Source organism: Acidovorax sp. AC410 (assembly GCF_979253235.1).
This window is the reverse complement of sequence record NZ_CEEDCG010000001.1, coordinates 5,347,794-5,363,698: the sequence shown is the minus strand read 5'-3', so window position 1 is coordinate 5,363,698 and position 15,905 is coordinate 5,347,794. Positions and strand designations below refer to the sequence as shown.

At 65.7% G+C, this 15,905-nt stretch carries 15 protein-coding genes and 1 pseudogene; 9 read left to right on the top strand and 7 right to left on the bottom strand.

All coding sequences use genetic code 11. The features are described 5' to 3' along the window. Nucleotides 1-60 precede the first annotated feature (60 nt). On the bottom strand, nt 61-876 hold the full coding sequence (locus AC0IZS_RS24925) for an EAL domain-containing protein (RefSeq protein WP_471638121.1): 816 nt from the start codon (nt 874-876) through the stop codon (nt 61-63). 98 nt (nt 877-974) lie between these two features. Further along, the gene (locus AC0IZS_RS24920) at nt 975-1,526 is read right to left on the bottom strand and encodes an ATP-dependent Clp protease proteolytic subunit (RefSeq protein ID WP_471638120.1); all 552 of its coding nucleotides are present in this window, start codon (nt 1,524-1,526) and stop codon (nt 975-977) included. Between the two features lie 219 nt (nt 1,527-1,745). On the opposite strand from AC0IZS_RS24920, the gene AC0IZS_RS24915 reads away from it, so the two are divergent. Next, nucleotides 1,746-2,243 (top strand): hemerythrin domain-containing protein, encoded by a 498-nt coding sequence (locus tag AC0IZS_RS24915; RefSeq protein ID WP_471638119.1) that lies wholly within the window; start codon nt 1,746-1,748, stop codon nt 2,241-2,243. Between the two features lie 49 nt (nt 2,244-2,292). On the opposite strand, the gene AC0IZS_RS24910 is transcribed toward AC0IZS_RS24915, so the two are convergent. Next, nucleotides 2,293-3,417: a YihY/virulence factor BrkB family protein gene (locus tag AC0IZS_RS24910; RefSeq protein ID WP_471638118.1), complete on the bottom strand. Its 1,125-nt coding sequence runs from the start codon at nt 3,415-3,417 to the stop codon at nt 2,293-2,295. A gap of 196 nt (nt 3,418-3,613) precedes the next feature. Between AC0IZS_RS24910 and AC0IZS_RS24905 the strand changes: the two genes are divergently transcribed. Continuing rightward, nucleotides 3,614-4,063 (top strand): CBS domain-containing protein, encoded by a 450-nt coding sequence (locus tag AC0IZS_RS24905; RefSeq protein ID WP_471638117.1) that lies wholly within the window; start codon nt 3,614-3,616, stop codon nt 4,061-4,063. A gap of 37 nt (nt 4,064-4,100) precedes the next feature. On the opposite strand, the gene AC0IZS_RS24900 is transcribed toward AC0IZS_RS24905, so the two are convergent. Further along, the gene (locus AC0IZS_RS24900) at nt 4,101-5,030 is read right to left on the bottom strand and encodes a restriction endonuclease (protein ID WP_471638116.1); all 930 of its coding nucleotides are present in this window, start codon (nt 5,028-5,030) and stop codon (nt 4,101-4,103) included. A 192-nt stretch (nt 5,031-5,222) separates the two neighbouring features. Here AC0IZS_RS24900 and AC0IZS_RS24895 point away from each other — a divergent pair, with 192 nt between their 5' ends. The 3 genes from AC0IZS_RS24895 to hemP all read left to right on the top strand — a co-directional run bounded on the left by AC0IZS_RS24895 (nt 5,223) and on the right by hemP (nt 9,669). Continuing rightward, nucleotides 5,223-6,854 (top strand): esterase/lipase family protein, encoded by a 1,632-nt coding sequence (locus AC0IZS_RS24895; RefSeq protein ID WP_471638115.1) that lies wholly within the window; start codon nt 5,223-5,225, stop codon nt 6,852-6,854. 202 nt (nt 6,855-7,056) lie between these two features. Then, nucleotides 7,057-9,279 carry a putative bifunctional diguanylate cyclase/phosphodiesterase gene (locus AC0IZS_RS24890; RefSeq protein WP_471638114.1) on the top strand — a complete coding sequence of 741 codons (2,223 nt, stop codon included), beginning with the start codon at nt 7,057-7,059 and terminating at the stop codon, nt 9,277-9,279. Nucleotides 9,280-9,426: 147 nt separating this feature from the next. Continuing rightward, nucleotides 9,427-9,669, top strand: coding sequence for a hemin uptake protein HemP (hemP, locus tag AC0IZS_RS24885; protein ID WP_471638113.1), 243 nt, complete (start codon nt 9,427-9,429; stop codon nt 9,667-9,669). A gap of 297 nt (nt 9,670-9,966) precedes the next feature. Here hemP and AC0IZS_RS24880 read toward each other — a convergent pair whose 3' ends face one another. Next, nucleotides 9,967-10,869: a hypothetical protein gene (locus AC0IZS_RS24880; protein ID WP_471638112.1), complete on the bottom strand. Its 903-nt coding sequence runs from the start codon at nt 10,867-10,869 to the stop codon at nt 9,967-9,969. A gap of 564 nt (nt 10,870-11,433) precedes the next feature. On the opposite strand from AC0IZS_RS24880, the gene AC0IZS_RS24875 reads away from it, so the two are divergent. From AC0IZS_RS24875 to AC0IZS_RS24860, 4 genes and pseudogenes are all read left to right on the top strand, one after another. Then, on the top strand, nt 11,434-11,616 hold the full coding sequence (locus AC0IZS_RS24875) for a hypothetical protein (RefSeq protein ID WP_057202927.1): 183 nt from the start codon (nt 11,434-11,436) through the stop codon (nt 11,614-11,616). 282 nt (nt 11,617-11,898) lie between these two features. After that, nucleotides 11,899-12,270 (top strand): hypothetical protein, encoded by a 372-nt coding sequence (locus tag AC0IZS_RS24870; RefSeq protein ID WP_471638111.1) that lies wholly within the window; start codon nt 11,899-11,901, stop codon nt 12,268-12,270. Between the two features lie 162 nt (nt 12,271-12,432). Beyond that, nucleotides 12,433-12,777: pseudogene (locus AC0IZS_RS24865) on the top strand (VOC family protein); the annotation flags it as partial. Nucleotides 12,778-12,796: 19 nt separating this feature from the next. Beyond that, nucleotides 12,797-13,567 (top strand): hypothetical protein, encoded by a 771-nt coding sequence (locus AC0IZS_RS24860; RefSeq protein WP_471638110.1) that lies wholly within the window; start codon nt 12,797-12,799, stop codon nt 13,565-13,567. Between the two features lie 77 nt (nt 13,568-13,644). On the opposite strand, the gene AC0IZS_RS24855 is transcribed toward AC0IZS_RS24860, so the two are convergent. Further along, on the bottom strand, nt 13,645-14,616 hold the full coding sequence (locus tag AC0IZS_RS24855; protein WP_471638109.1) for a M14 family metallopeptidase: 972 nt from the start codon (nt 14,614-14,616) through the stop codon (nt 13,645-13,647). A gap of 65 nt (nt 14,617-14,681) precedes the next feature. Further along, the gene (locus AC0IZS_RS24850) at nt 14,682-15,884 is read right to left on the bottom strand and encodes an MFS transporter (protein ID WP_471638108.1); all 1,203 of its coding nucleotides are present in this window, start codon (nt 15,882-15,884) and stop codon (nt 14,682-14,684) included. Nucleotides 15,885-15,905 lie beyond the last annotated feature (21 nt).

The following is a 15,905-nucleotide window of genomic DNA, read 5'->3' as shown; positions in this document are numbered from 1 at the left end:
GTGCTCGTGGCAGGGGGTGGCGCGAAGCCGGAGAAATGATAGGAAATCGCCGCCAGAATTTCAAGACCGGGCGCCGAACAGCGAGGTATCGACCTGGGCGATGGAGCGGAAGGCCGGCCGGGCGAACAGGTAGCCCTGCATCAGGTGTATGCCAGCATCGCGCAGAAAATCGCGCTCTGCGGGCGTCTCGATGCCTTCGGCAACGACCTCTATGTCCATGTCCTTGCACAGGGACACCAGGCTGCGCACGATGGCCTGGCGCGCACGGTTGGCGTCCACGTTGCGGATCAGGTCCATGTCGATCTTGATGATGTCGGGCTGGAAGTCGGACAGCAGCTTCATGCCTGCATACCCCGCGCCGAAATCGTCGATGGCGGTCTTGAACCCGCAGCGCTTGTACTCGCGCAAGATGGAGGCGAACCAGGGCCCGTCCTGCACGCGCTCGCCCTCGGTCACCTCGAAGATGATCTGGTCGAGCGGAAAGTGGTGGGTGCGTGCGGCCTCCAGCGTCGTGCGGATGCACACCTCGGGTTTGTAGATGGCGTTGGGCAAAAAGTTGATGGAGACCGGCTCCCTTATGCCCAACTCACTCGCCCCCTTGATGGCCTTGACACGACAGGCCTGGTCGAAGCGGTAGCGGTTGCCGTCGTTGACCTGGGACAGCACGGTCATGGCGCCCTCGCCTGCGGGACCGCGCACCAGGGCTTCGTGCGCGAACACCGTGCGCCGCTCCAGATCCACGATGGGCTGGTAGGCGTAGTCGAATTGAAACCCCAGCTTCTCCCCTTTGCCGCAGTCGTCGCAGTCCTGCCGCGTGCCTTCCAGCGGGATGAAATCGGTGGGGAAACGAGGATTTAGGTTGGGTAGGGGCAGCATCACTACAGTCTAAGGGCGTAGAAAGGTTGGTGCTGCTCCGGGTTTTTGCCATGGCAACCCGAGCCAGCAGCGCGACCGCCGCTTCGCAAATACGCGGATCAGACCACGGCGCCGACAAGACCGTGGTCGAGCGCCTCCTGCGCAGTGAGGTACCAGTCCTTTTCCAGCACCTTCTTCTCCACATCCTGGACGGTCAGGGAGCAGCCTTGAACCAGTTGGGCAAAGCCCTCGGTCTGCAGCCGCTGGCCCGACTCGATTTCGGCCAGCACATCGTTGATCTTGGCGCGGCAACTGCGCAAGGCGCCATCCAGGGTGATCTGCTTGGTCATCTTGCGCTCATGGATGAGAAGCTCGCAATCGCGCGTCAGGAACCGGTGGCTGCGGGGGATGCTGGACATGATGGTGATGCCGGCGGAGAACACGTAGGTCTTGCCCAGGAAGAAGATTTCGGTGCCCGCTTTCTGCCACAGGCGCAGTTCTTCGGCGATGCGGCGGCCCGACTCGGCATCGCCGCCGGAGGTGCTCAGCTCGAACACGATGGGGGCACCGGTCCTCGCCTCTGATTGCTGCCGAAAGAACTCGGACAGCATGGCTTCGTTGACGTTGCCGAACAGGCGGATATCGGGTGCGAGCGAGGGTAGCGATTTCATATGGGTCAAGGGATGGGAGGGCCGGAACAGGCAACCACCGAGCGTAAAGCCCGGCCGCAGCAGGGCTGTAGGACGCACACCCAATCTGGCACGCAAGCCCGGTGCAGCAACCTGCGCGCCCCGATTGCTGCTGCTCCTACGACCGCTGCGAGGCTGCGCCTACAGTGCCCGCACGCGCGCCGCCCAATGATCAAGGCCCCACTACCTACGGAGCCCACGATGCCCACCACCACCCCAGCCCGCCGCGAGAAAGATGCCTGCGACCTGCTCGATGCAGACCACAAGGCCGTCAAGAAGATGTTCAAGGAGTTCGAGGAGCTCATGGAATCGAAGGCCCGCGCTGCCAAGCAAAAGCGCCTGGAACTTGCCACGCAGATCTGCAAGGAACTGACCGTGCATGCCCAGATCGAGGAAGAAATCTTCTACCCCGCCGTGCGCGCCGCCATCAAGGAAACCGACCTGCTGGCCGAAGCCGAGGTGGAGCACCAGACCGCCAAGGACCTGATCGCGCAGATCGAGGCTGCCACCGAAGTGGACGAGCAGTTCGACGCCAAGGTCATCGTGCTGGGCGAGTACATCGACCACCACGTGAAGGAGGAGCGCAACGAGATGTTCCCCAAGGCCCGCGCGGCCAAAAAGCTCGACCTCGTCGCACTGCGCGGCGAACTCGAAGCGCGCAAGGCCGAGCTGATGGAACCTGAACCCGCGCTGGCCTGACCGCAGGCCTTCCACGCCCAGGGCCTCCTTTCGGAGGCCTTTCCTTTTTTCAGGGCCGTGCCGTGGGCGCGGGGCCGCGGTTTCGCAAGGCCTTGGCATGCTTGCGGCCCTCCCACCAAGCCACCGCCGCTTCGCGCACTGCGAACAGGCCGCCCACGGCCACGACGAGCGCGAAGCCCGTTGCCAGTGGAACGCCGTCGTCCCGTACCAGCTCGCGGTGGGCCTCGGCCACAGGATGGGCTTGTGGCCTGGCACCACCGGCTGCCGGCAAGGGTTGCGGATCCTGGCTTTTCACCGGGGTCTCGGGCGCCTGGGTGGTGACCTCGTTGCGGTGGGATCCGTACTCGGTGGCGTAGACCTTGGTGAACTCGGCGCCCAGCAGAAAGATCTGCGCCGCGTAGTACACCCAGATCAGGATGATGGCGATGGATCCGGCCGCAGCATAGGTGGAGCTGATGCCGGCCTTGCCCACGTACAGGCCGATCAGCACCTTGCCCAGCTCGAACAGCGCCGCGGTGACGGCGGCCCCCACCCATACATCGCTCCATGCGATGCGCGTGGAGGGCATGAGCTTGAAGATCATGGCGAAGAGCAGGGTCTCGACCACCACCGAGAGCGCCATGTTGAGCCCCTGCAGCACGATCTCCCAGCCGGGCAGCAGCGCCGAGAACCAGGTGCCCAATGCGGCCACCGCCGCGCTCACGGCCAGCGATGCCATGAGCAGGAAGGCCAGCCCCAGGATCAGGCCGAACGACAGGAAGCGCGCGCGCAGCAGGCCCCACAGGCCGCTGGGCTTGGCCTTCTCGGGCACATGCCAGATGCGGTCGAGCGCGCTCTGGATCTCGGCAAACACCGTGGTCGCGCCAACAACCAGGAAGACGATGCTGATGCCGCTGGCGACCAGGCCCTCGGCCGGCTCCCGGGCGCTGCTGACCAGGCCCTGGATGGCGGCCGCGCCATCGCTGCCCACCAGGCCCGATATCTGGCCCTGCAGCGCCCCGCGTACGGCCTCCTCGCCAAACACATAGCCTGCAATCGCGATCACGATGACCAGCAGCGGCGCAATCGAAAACGCGGTGTAGTACGAGATGGCTGCCCCCATGCTGGGGGCGTAGTCGTCCACCCAGGCCATGGCGGTTTTTTTGCTGATGTCGAACAGGGTGGAGATTTTCATGGCGTGGGAAGGGCAGTGTGTGTGCCCTTTGTACCTGCGGACAAAGCAGCGACGTGTAGGCAATGAGCGCGCCCGTCGCCCATCTCGCAGGAGGTCGGGCAGCAGCCTGTGCGGCGCGGGCGAAGAGCTTGTACTCCTACAGACGCCACCGGAGTGCCGGCATAGATTGGACCCTTTGCCCTGAAGGAAAACCTCCATGACAACCGTATCCGAAGTAATGACCCGTGGCGTGCGCAGCCTGGCGCCTACCGACAGCGTGGTGCTGGCAGCCCAGGCCATGCAAGAGCTCAACGTGGGGGCCATCCCCGTGTGCGACGGTGACCGCCTGGTGGGCATGGTGACCGACCGCGACATCGTGCTGCGCTCGGTGGCGCAGGACCGCAATGCCGGGACGATGCAGCTCAAGGACGTGATGAGCACCGACGTGGAATCGACCCGCGAGGGCGAATCGATCGATGCTGCGCTGCAGCAGATGTCGCGCGCACAGATCCGCCGCCTGCCGGTGCTGGACGGCGACCAGCGCCTGGTGGGCATTCTTTCGCTGGGCGACGTGGCGGTGAAGGAGCGTGGTGAGGCCCTGGACGTGGCCGCCTCCCTGTCCGGCATTTCCGCACCGGCCCAGCCGGACCGTTCGGGTAAAACCTAGTCAACTGAAACGCGCTGTCTGCCCCGTCTGAGCCCCTCTAATCCACCTGCCGCACCCCACGGCACGCCGGGAAGGTGGAGCAGCCCCAGAATGCGCCCCCCGCGTTGTTGCCCGTGCGCGCGATGCGGCGAACCATGCCGCAGCCGCACTTGGGGCATCCGGGCTGGGCACTGGCATTGGCAGGGGCGGCCGGGGCGGCTGCGGCGGCCTGGGCCGATGGCACGGACGGGGGTGCCGGCGGTTCGTGGTGTACCCCGCCATGGGCGGCGATGACCGCCGCCACCGCCGAGCGGGACTGCTGCGCCTGCTGGAGCATGGCCAGCAGGCGCGGCCCGTCCACCAGTTGCAGGTTGCGCCCCTGGGTGAAGAGCCTGGCATCGTTGGTGAAGCGCCCCGAGGTCACCACGAAGCCGCCCGTGGCGCCCCGCGCGGCCATCACGCCATAGAGTTCGCGCACGGTGTCCACGCCCACCTTGAAGGCCTTCCACTGCTTGCACTGCACGAAGAACTTCTCGCCACCCCGGGTGAGCACCAGGTCCACGCCGCCATCGGGCCCACCGCCGCCGGTTTCGGTCACCTGAAAGCCCTGCAGCCGGTAGGCCTCGCCCACCAGCATCTCGAACTCGGCCCAGGACATGCCGTCGATGGTGCTTGCAGCGGGCGCCTGGGCCACCGCGTCCACCAGGGCCCGGCGCTGCCGGCGCCGCCAGGCCGACAGCGCTGCACCGCCCAGGCAGACCACGGGCGCCACGTACTGGGCTATCGTCGCCAGGCCGCCGAGCAGCGCGCCCTGCACCATGGCCCCGATCTGGCCGGGCCGGGCGGGGGCCGGCTGGCTCAAAGACGCCGCCAGCTGGCTGAGCAGCAGGTAGCTGAGCACTGCCAGCCCCATGCCTGCCCACCAGGGCAGCAGGGCGATGAGGTCCATGGTGTCTTCCAGGGGGCTGGTTTTGGTGCGCCGTGCCATGGTGGGTTTGCTCCCGGTTGCTGGGTGTTGTACGCATTATTCGAAACAGGGGGTGCTTGGCTAGTTTTGAATTGCACGGCACTGCGCTCACATGCCAGGCCACTATTTCTCTTGACGCGCCGTGCGCACACACAGACCATCGCGCTCCTGCAGTCCGCCTGCGGCGGATGCACCACCGGGAGCGCGATCGACATGCCTGCTGCGACCTACAAGGCCCCCTACTTCCCCATCGTCTATGTGCGTGGCTACGCGATGACGCAGGGCGAGATCGACCAGACCACGGCCGACCCGTTCTGCGGGTTCAACGTGGGCTCGACGGTGCACCGGGCCGTGCCCGACAGGCGCAGCAAGCCGCGCAAGCACGTGTTCGAGTCGCCGCTGGTGCGGCTGGCGTCGGAGTACGGCTATGCCGATGCCTACGAGGACGGCTACGACATCGTGGACCCCGAGTGGGCGACCACGGCCGATGGCAAGCCCACGGGCCACGTGCTCACGGGGCAGAGCATCATCATCTTTCGCTACTACGACAGCGCCTCGACCTTGCTGGGCGATGGCAAGACGCCGGACATCGAGGACTTTGCCAAGGAGCTGAGCCGGCTTTTGGCCCGCGTGCGCGAGCTGGTCTGTGCCAACCCGGCGAATGCAGTGGCGCCTGCGGACTTTCGCTGCTATCTGGTGGCACATTCGATGGGCGGGCTGGTGTGCCGGGCCATGCTGCAGAACCCCGCGCTGGACCCTGAAGGCATGCGGCCCCAGGTGGACAAGTTCTTCACCTACGCCACGCCGCACAACGGCATCGACGTGGCGGGCATCAACGCGCCGTCATGGCTGTCCAACATGGACATCAGCAACTTCAACCGCAGCCAGCGCATGGTGCAGTACCTGGACCTGGCGCCCGCCTACGCCACGCACCAGCGCGTGGACCTGCTGCCCGAAGCGCGGTTTCCGTCACGCCGGGTGTTCTGCATGGTGGGTACCAACCGCCTGGACTACGAGGCCGCGGCCGGCCTGTCGCGCACCTTCGTGGGCAACGGCAGCGACGGCCTGGTGCGCATCGAGAACGCCACGCTGCACGGTCTGAACGCCGACGGCAGCGTGGGCGAGCCCTGCGCCAAGGCGTTCGCCTACCGCGCGCACTCGGGCTTCTACGGCATCGTGAACAGCGAGGAGGCGTTCCAGAACCTGGCGCGCTTCCTGTTCGGCGACGTGCGCGTGGACCTGTGGGTGGACATCGAGGACATCCGCCTGCCCACGGCCGTGCAGGCCCAGGTGGACGCGGGCCAACAGGTCAACGCGCTCTACCAGATGGAGCTGCGCGCCTCGCCACGCGGCAAGCTGTGGTACCTGACCCGGCGCACCGCCGAGGAGGACTCGGTGGCCTGCATGGCCCATGCCAATTGGCAGAGCGACCGCCACCACTACCTGTCCAGCGTGTTCCTGGCCAACAGCGCGCGGGTGAACCCACGCCGCCGCTCGCTGGCCTATGGGCTGGAGTTCGGCGTGCGCGCGCCCGACTACGAGATCGAGAAGCGCCTGTGGATCAACGAGCACTACGAGGGCGGCTACCTGTTCCGCAACGCGCTGATCCTGGAAATGGAGCCCCCCGCCGACGCAGCCACGCCCTGGAAGGTGAAGTACTCCTGGCAGGGCACGGGCATGGTGCAGGCGCAGACGGTGCTCGACGTGCAGCCGCTGGGCGACGGCCGGGTGGAGGTGGCGATCCCGTTCGACAGCTACACCGTGGACGGGCGCGGTACGCAAAAGCCGGCGCACCCCGGCGTGCGTGGGCAGTTGCGCTTCGTGATATCGGCCTGGAACTCGTAAGCCCCCGTAGCCGCCCGTGGCAATAAACATGGCGGTGTTTTGAACGGCCCGTGGTAGAAGTTCAGGACGATCACTAACTTTCCCGGAACCGGTCGATTCTGTCAGCGCCGTCTTACAGCGCGGACCACGACAAGCGGTTATTTTGGGGATGTGGCACGCGTCTCCGGGGGCGGAGACTTGGCCACGCTACCTGGAGGCTCGCATGAAGTGCCCCCCTACCCTGCAGAGCGAGGAGGCGCGGCTGCAGGCCCTGCAAGACCATGGGCTGGAAGATGAACCGTCCTTGCCCAGCCTGGACCCGGTGGTGCGCATTGCGGCACGCATGTTCGGCATGCCCGTGTCGGCCGTGAACATGGTCGGCAGCGACCACGTGTTCTTTGCTGCAAGCATTGGCGCCGGCGAACTCGACATGGGCCGCGACGTCTCCTTCTGCGCCCATGCCATTGCGCAAGGCGGCGTGATGGTGGTGCCCGACACGCTGCAGGATGAGCGCTTTCACGACAACCCCCTGGTCACCGGCCCGTCCAACGTGCGCTTCTACGCCGGTGTGCCCCTGCTCTCGCCCGAGGGCCATGCCATGGGTGCGCTGTGCGTGCTCGATGACCGCCCGCACGACGACTTCAGCCCGGAAGACCAGGAGCGCCTGCGCGAGCTGGCGCGCATGGCCTCCGACCGGCTGGAGCTGCACCGCATCGAGACCTCGTCCGAGCGTACACGGCCCTCGTTCGACGAGTACGCGGGCAACTCCACCACGCCGGTGGTCTGGTTCGACGAGCAGCGGCGCGTCGTGGCCATCAACACCGCCGCTGCCGCGCTGCACGGCTACCACCCGGCCGAATGCGTGGGCCAGCCGCTGGACCTGCTGCTGGCCGAGCAGGAGCATGCCACCCTGCGCGAGGGGATTGCGCGCGCGGTGGCGGCGGCCTCGATGCAGGACCTGCAGATCCCCACCGAAGTGTGCGGGCGGCGCAAGGACGGTACGCATTTCATGCTGGGGATTGCGCTGTTCATCTGGCGCCACAACGGGCGCCTGCGCTTCGAGGCGGTGCTCAGGGACCTGACGGCACAGAGGCGCGAAGAGGACGACCTGCGCCGCCAGGCCAACAGCGACCCGCTGACCGGCCTGGCCAACCGCGCCTGCTTCTACCGCCGCGTGCAGGAGGCTCTGCTCGGCCCCTTGCCGGATGCCGCTGCCGCCGTGCTGATGCTGGACCTCGATGGTTTCAAGGACCTGAACGACACGCTGGGCCACGCCGTGGGCGACGGCATCCTGCAGGAGGTGGCGCATCGGCTGGCCCGGCTGGCAGGCCACGCACTGTTCAAGGCGCACCAGAGCCGCGGCCCCATTGCCGCCCGGCTGGGGGGCGACGAGTTCGCCCTGCTGCTGCCCGGGGTGGCGGACCCCGATGCCGCCAACCAGTTTGCCCAGCGCGCCATCAGCGCCATCCACCAGCCCATCGCCATCGCTGGGCACGAGGTGCGCGTGGGTGCCAGCTGCGGGGTCTCCGTGGCGCCCCTGCAAGCCCACGAGGCACTGGAACTGGTGGGCAACGCCGACCTGGCCCTGTCGCAGGCCAAGACCGAGGGGCGCGGGCGCAGCTTCGTCTTCGTTCCCGCCCTGCGCATGGCAGCGGTGGCGCGGCGCCTGTACGGCATGGAGCTCGACCGGGCTGTGGACAAGGGCGAGTTCGTGCTGTTCTACCAGCCCCAGGTGCACCTGGAGGACGGCTCGCTCTCGGGCGCCGAGGCACTGATTCGCTGGCAGCACCCGCAGCGCGGCCTGCTGGCGCCGGCGGCCTTTCTGCCCGCGCTGGAGGGCGGGCCCCTGGCCGCCAGCGTGGGCTCGTGGATCCTGGACGAGGCCTGCGCGCAGGCGGCCTACTGGCGGCGCAACGGCGCCCCTGCCCTGCGCATGGGCGTGAACCTGTTCGGCGTGCAGTTCCGCGTGGGCGACCTGGCCGCCGAGGTCATGGACACCCTGGCGCGCCACGGCCTGCCGCCCGATGCGCTGGAGCTGGAGATCACCGAGAACATCGTGCTCGACCACGACGACGTTGTGCCCGGCATGCTGCGCCGCCTGCGTGACCACGGCGTGGGCATTGCCTTCGACGACTTCGGCACCGGCTACGCATCGCTGAGCCTGCTCACCACCTACCCGCTCACGCGCATCAAGATCGATCGCGCCTTCGTGCAGGGCATGCTGGAGTCGCGGCGCGAGGCCTCGGTGGTGCGCGCCATCCTGGACATGGCGCGCAGCTTCGACCTCCAGGCCATCGCCGAAGGCGTGGAGACACAGGCGCAGTGCGAGCGCCTGCGCAGCGAGCACTGCGGCGAGGCCCAGGGTTATCTCTTCGCCCGGCCCATGTCGGTGCAGCAGTTCGGCGAAGCCTATGGGCTCGGCGGGTTGCGCAAAGCCACCGCCTGAGCGCTGCCGCAGGTGCTTCGCGCTCTGCAGAATTACCTATTGTTTCAAAAGCTAATGAGACACATTCTCATTAAATACCCTATACTTCACCCATACCGCAGAACAGCACCGCTACCCAGTCCACCAACCAACCGATTCCTGCACACCATGTCGACACTTGCCATGCCTCGCCCCGTCCTTCGACTGCAGCGCCCCGTGGCGCCGCGCGCGTCGGCAGTTGCCGATGATGCGGTGGCGCAGGCGCCGGCCGAGTCGACAGCTGCAGGTTTTCTGCGCAGCATCAACAGCGCCACCATGCTGGGCACGGCCAAGGTCGTGAACATCCTGCACAACGGCTCGGTCTACCAGCTCAAGACCACCAAGCTCGGAAAGCTGATTCTGACGAAATAGGTTTCATCGTGGGGAGACTCCCGGGACCTCGGTCTCGAAGGGTCTTTTTTTGCTAGCCACCCGTAACCCGGCAGCCATGCTTTTTTTCCCCGCGATCATCATCAACGTCCTGCACCCAGGACTGACCCGGCGGGTCATCACCTGTCCGGGCAAATGCCTTTGCCACGCCGTGCGAAAGTACCGCCAGCGGCGCGGCTGCATGGCGTCACCGCCCTCTGTTGCAAGCTTTCGCACAACGAACACAGCCTGACAGCTGTATCGTCGCGGCAGGTTTTCAACCAACCGCGACTCTGCATGTCAACGAATGGCCTGGAAGTTGCGGACCGCATTGCCGGTCACATAGACATACTGACCCGTGCCGTACACATGCTGCTTGCCGCTCCGACCATAGTCATTGGTCTTTTCGGGGTCGCCCCATGACGAAAAAAGTGCGGCTTCGGACATGCCCGCAAAAATGGGCTTTTCCCGGATGGCCTTGATCTCTCTCGGCGAGAACTTCTTGGGAAGGGTGGCATACGCCCGGACGCCCATCCGTTCAAGGGGTGTGAATTCCGGGCCCTTCTTGAACTCGTAATAAGTCAGATCGCCAAAGACCAGCCTTTCCTGGCCGTCTTCCATCCGGACCTTGAGGATGACTGCATTCTGGGCATCCAGGATCTTGGTCTCGATCACCTGCAGCGGCATGAGGTTCGGACTCGACCGATCCCGCGCACTCTCACGCCTGCCCGGCTGCTCCAAGTCTGAAAGGCTGGTCGTCACGTCCAGCAAAACGGTGTTGCCGGTGTTGTAGATCGTCTTCCCCTGCAGGGCATCGAGCGCCTTGTCCATCGCGGCGCGCAGGCTGGCAAAATCTTCGGTGGGGAAGAATCTCGATGGCGCCATGGCCGAGATGATTCCTTTGGTGCCGATGTGGTCGTCCCTGCCGGCCAGCGTCACCACTATCAGGACTTCGGGGTTGACCATCCTTGAAAAGTCGATGGGCTTGCCAAAGGCATCGACCTGTTCGCCACCGGTGTTCACGCTCTCCTTGGCCAATTCAATCGCAACGATTCTCCCGCGCGCGCCCCGAAAGCTGTTGGGGACGTTGAGATTCAGGTTGCTCTGCCGCTTGAAGCCGCCGGTCCCATGGGGCTCCATCCAGATCCAGTCGGCCAACAGGTTGGCAAACGAACCCGAATCGTTGATGGAACGCCCGGACACCACGATGTCGGTATTCAGGAGCTATTCCCGGACCTGGCCCAGCGTCAGGTCTTTCGCCAAAGAAGCGCCGCAAGCGCAGAGGAAAGCAATCAAAAACAGCAGACGCTTCATATCAATTCAATAGAGTTGTTGAGTTAGATGGCGGGCGCGGGCATTTTGCACCAAGGCCCTCGGCGCCAGCCGACGCACCTCGCCGCCGTGCAAGGCGGCAGCCATCGAATGCATCAAGTTACACCACGTGCTGCAAATTCCTTTTCAAGCGCGGAATTGGGCGGGTAGGCCTCAGTTTTCGCAGCCACGTGCAAGCATTTGAAACACCGTTGGCAGCCCGCGTGGTTCCACCCGAGAGGATGTAGTAACGGCTTCTTCTTCCGGGGTGATCACACGTCAATCTGAACCCACCCGCAACCACCCGTAACAGCAGTCACAGACGTCATGAATCGCTGTTGTCTTACACGCGGAACTGGGACACTTTGCTGAAATCTACCCATCGGCCATTGAGGCTGATTCGGGGGTCATTGAGGCCCCTGCCCCGGATTGTTTTTACCCACCAGGAGTAGTGCCATGAAGTTCCATCACCTGCCTCCCCGCGCGCGTGCCGTTGCCGCGTTTGTGGTGACCGTCGTGCTGGCCTTCCTGGCGGCGGCAACCGTCCTGATGCCCGACATCACGGTGCAGTCGGTGGACTCCATGGTCCGCCTGCCCGGTGGCGTGGAGCAGATCCTCACGCAAGGGTTTCCCGAATAAGGATGCGCGCCGCAGTGCAAGTACATGGGTGCCCGCAGGCACCCGGTTGTCGAGGCGATTCCTTCATTCCCCCACCTGTTTCCTCCTGCGCATCCGCCGCAGGATGTCCCCCTCTCACCTCCGGGCCGGCCCCATGACGGCAGTGCTCCATGCCCGCTGCCCCCGAAAAAGGGCGCAAACGCAACGCCCGCGCGGAACCTGCTGGCAAAAAGAGGAGCACGAGAGTACCATCTGGCGCTGCACACCGGAATTTCCGGCGCTGCATACCGTAGGAGGAATACCGTGAACCCACGTTTCCTGACCCCTGATGGCAAGAGCCCTGCCGTTCTGGTTGCCGCCCTGGCGGTCTCCCTGTCGGCCCTGCTGGCAGGCTGCTCCAGCCCCCGCGAAGGCACCCTCGACGAATTCGCCCGCTGGCACGACAACGCCAAGGCCCAGGCCCAGGCAGGCGCGCTGGCCTGGAGCGAGTTCTACAAGCAGAGCTTTGACCGGCTGACCGCCCTGCCCCCCTCCATGCAGCAGGACACGCGGTTGGAGAACACCGTGCTGCTGCTGTCCACTGCGCGCAAGTACGAGTCCAGTGAAATCACCGCCCTGCAGTTCAACACCGAACGCGAGCACATCGAGACGCAGCTCGAAGCGCGCCTGCGCTGAGCCTGGCCAGTCCGCCCACAGCCCCGCGAAGATGAAGCTCCGGGGCCCCTGGCATGCCATAGCCATGCCTGCTTATCGCCAATGAACCGCATGCACGCCCATCTTCGAATCGCGCGCCCCGTGAGCGATCTGGCCCGCTCGGTGGCCTAGTACACGCAAGGCCTCGGAATCGAACAACTGGGCAGCTTCACCGACCACGACGGCTTTGACGGAACGATGCTAGGAACCCCCGGCGCAGGCTTTCACTGGGAGTTCACCCACTGCACCAGCCACCCGGTCGTGCCGGCCCCCACGCCGGAGGACCTGCTGGTCTTCTACGTTCCAGAGCCCGAGGCCTGGCAGATGCGCTGCGACGCCATGCGCGCTGCCGGTTTCATCGAAGTGCCGCCCTTCAACCCCTACTGGGCACGATCGGGCCGCACCTTCGAGGACCCTGATGGCTACCGCGTGGTCATCCAGTGCGCTGCGTGGGGCACAGAGTCCCAAAATGCGCACGGTCGAAAGTAGGTCGAACGCAGCAACCCCCATGAACAACGATCACCCTGAACGAACTCCGTCTGCCTGGGCAAGGGAGTGCCTGGCGATACTTCAGCAAATCGACCCGGGCTACCGCAAGAACCGTGGAGTGTCGGGTCGATTCATGGAATTCGTGCGCCCGGATCCCAGCGGCCTCTTCGTTTCACAGAACTTCCTGCGCGTCAGGGAGGACTACTACCTCAGCTACGCGCTGACCTTCACGGAGCTGCCCCTGACCGTGCGCCTTCACCACCCGCTGATCGCGGGCGCACGGTTCGAGAACAGCGGCGTCTGGAGGCAGTGGAGCGATGACTTTGGTCTGCGCCGGGGCGATCCCGGCTACCCCAGCGGCCTGTGGTCGTTCGGACCCTGGCGCTCCAATACGCTGGAGAACATCGCCCAAGGATTCGCCTTGAACGACCAGTTCATGTACCCCCGGTACAGGCAGGCACTGGCAGAGGGCAAGGCCCACCTGGTCACCCTGTTCGAGGCGGCACAGCGCATCATTGTGCAGCTCGACCCCGCCATTCCTGTCGCGCAGCAGGCTGCACGCTTTGGCGTGGACCCGGAGGTTCTCGCTGCGTACCCGCTGGTGTCGTCGGCGCTCGACGCCTTCACCATCGCCCGACATGGCCAGTGCTACGCCGGATTCGGCCCCGCAACCAACACGGTGGACCTGGCCAGCATTGCACCAGAGGTGATGGTGCTGCACTTTGCCGACGAGTTTCTGCTAGTGCGCGAGCGGCTCTCGGAGATCCTGGCCACCGCGAAAGCGCTTTGAGGAGGGTTGGGGACTCTGGGCAGCGCGACGATGCCCGGTTGGAATGGAGAACGGGTTCCAGTGCTCCTGGGCAAGGATCAGCCAATGGTTCGAACGCTCTTTTGCGCAAAGTAGAACCATTCGTTGCCCGGCAGCGCCCCAGGGTTCGGGAAGACCACAAAGCCATCGGCAGGAGCGTTCACTTCGCGGCCATCGTGCCGCAGCCCGATGAGTTGCCCGGCCACCACGGGATCGAAGCTTTTCCACGGCTGGGCAAAGCGGTCATCGCCATGTTCGCGATCCACCACATCCTCAAGCCGCAGGACCTGGAACTCGGAAGCTGGCGGCTTGAGCGCAAGCGATGTCAGCCCAAGCACTGCGAGCGTCTGCCGGATCGCGCGATAGGCGACACCGACCGCCTCTGGATCGTCATGCTGCCCGCATTCCAGCGTCACGCCGTAGCCACCCCGCGAGCGCATGTACTCGGATGTGCCGATGCCATACCCCGTGTCCAGAAGAGCGGCGTTGGCAAACTGTTGGGCCTGCCGTCGCCGCTGCACGCCACGGGCATACACATCCATCCAGCCTTCCACCACCCGCCGGGGCCCGAGGTGCGCAACCAGGCGCTCCTCCTGCGCTGAATGCTGGAACGGCTCAAGGGTACCGGTGTTGTTGGTGGGGCCCACCATGGTGAAAGGCTGCCCCGGGGTGTGAAACGAGTGCAGGTCGAGCAACACGTCGTGCGCGTCCAGCAAGGGGCACAGGACATTCGCGATCTGGTCCTCGTAGTCGGTCGGCTCAGCGCTGACGCGCAGATTGCGGTTGAGATTGCGGTCCCCTTGCCGGGTGCGCTGCTGATAGGCGTAGGGATTGGTCACCGGCACCATCGTGAGGACACCCCGTTCGATGCCGAAGGCTCCAGCCGCCAGTTCGTCCACGACCTGCGCAATGGCCTGGGCACCGCATCTCTCATTGCCGTGCACGGCACCAAGGACCACAACTCGAGGCCCTGGCTTCAGTGCCATGAATTGGTGAACATGAAGAAATGACGGGCGAGTCGAAGAGGTCATGGCAGTTGGCAGCGTGGCGAGCAAAACGGGATAGATGCAAATGTCACGCCACGACTGGAACTTTGTCAAACCCTGCAGGGGCCTTTCCAAACTGGTGAAGCAAGCGCCAGCAGTGCCAGAAACGCCGCAGCCCCCAGGCCTGCAGAAACCCACAGCGCCCCCGCACCCAGGCGGTCCAGGCACAGCCCAAACAGCCATGGGGACGCCGCCTGCGCAATGCGCGCCGGCACCATGAGCAAGCCCTGCCGATGCCCGTAGCCTGCGGGCCCAAACAGCACCAGCGGCAGCGTGCCCTTGGCAATGGTCAAGATGCCGTTGCCCGCACCGTGCAGCAGCGCGAACACGGCCGCCAGCGGCGCACCAGCCACGGCCAGCAGCCCGGCGCCCAGCGGGTGCATCAGCGCCGCCAGGCGTGCCGACAGCAGCGGGTGCACATGGCGCAGAAAGCCGAACTCCAGCAGGCGCCCCGCCACCTGGGCCGGCCCGACCAAGGCGCCCACGGCCACGGCAGTGGCCAGCGTGGCGCCGCCCTCCTGCAGCAGGCGCGGCAGGTGCGCCGCCATGGCGGTGCTGGTGAACCACGTGGCCGCGAACACAAAGGCCAGCAGCAGGGTGGCCCGGCGCGCATGAGCAGGTTCAGGATCTGCAGCCAGCGCTTGCACGCCCTGCGGTGTTGCGGTGTTCGCGGCCACCGCTTCGACCTGCGGTCGGCGTGGCGTCCAGGCGTTGAGCGGCAGCCCCACCACCAGGTGCAGCGCGGCCCAGGTCCAGCAGGCGCCGCGCCAGCCCCATTGCGACTCCATCCACATCGACAGCGGCCAGCCCACCGTGCTGGCAAAGCCGGCGATCAGGGTGATGCCCGTGATCGAGTTGCGCGCATTCTTGCCATGCAGGTGCACCAGCGCGGCAAAGGCCGCCTCGTACAGCCCACTGCCCATGCCGGCGCCGATGAGCACCCAGGCGGCAAACAGACCCCACGGGCCCTGGGCCATCGCCAGCGCGGCCAGGCCCAGCGCAAAGACCACGCTGGTCGCCATCAGCACCGGCCGACCGCCCCAGCGGTCGATGCTGCGGCCGGCATAGGGCCCCAGCAGTGCGGAGACCACCAGCGCGCACGAGAACGCAGCGAACACCATGGCCACCGACACACCGAGCTCGCGTGCCATGGGTGCGGCCAGGATGGCCGGCAGGTAGTAGGTCGATGCCCAGGCCAGGGTCTGGGCCGTGCCCAGGCTGGCGACTGTGGTTGCTGATGTCAGGCGTGGCAAGGGGAATCCTCTCGGCTAATC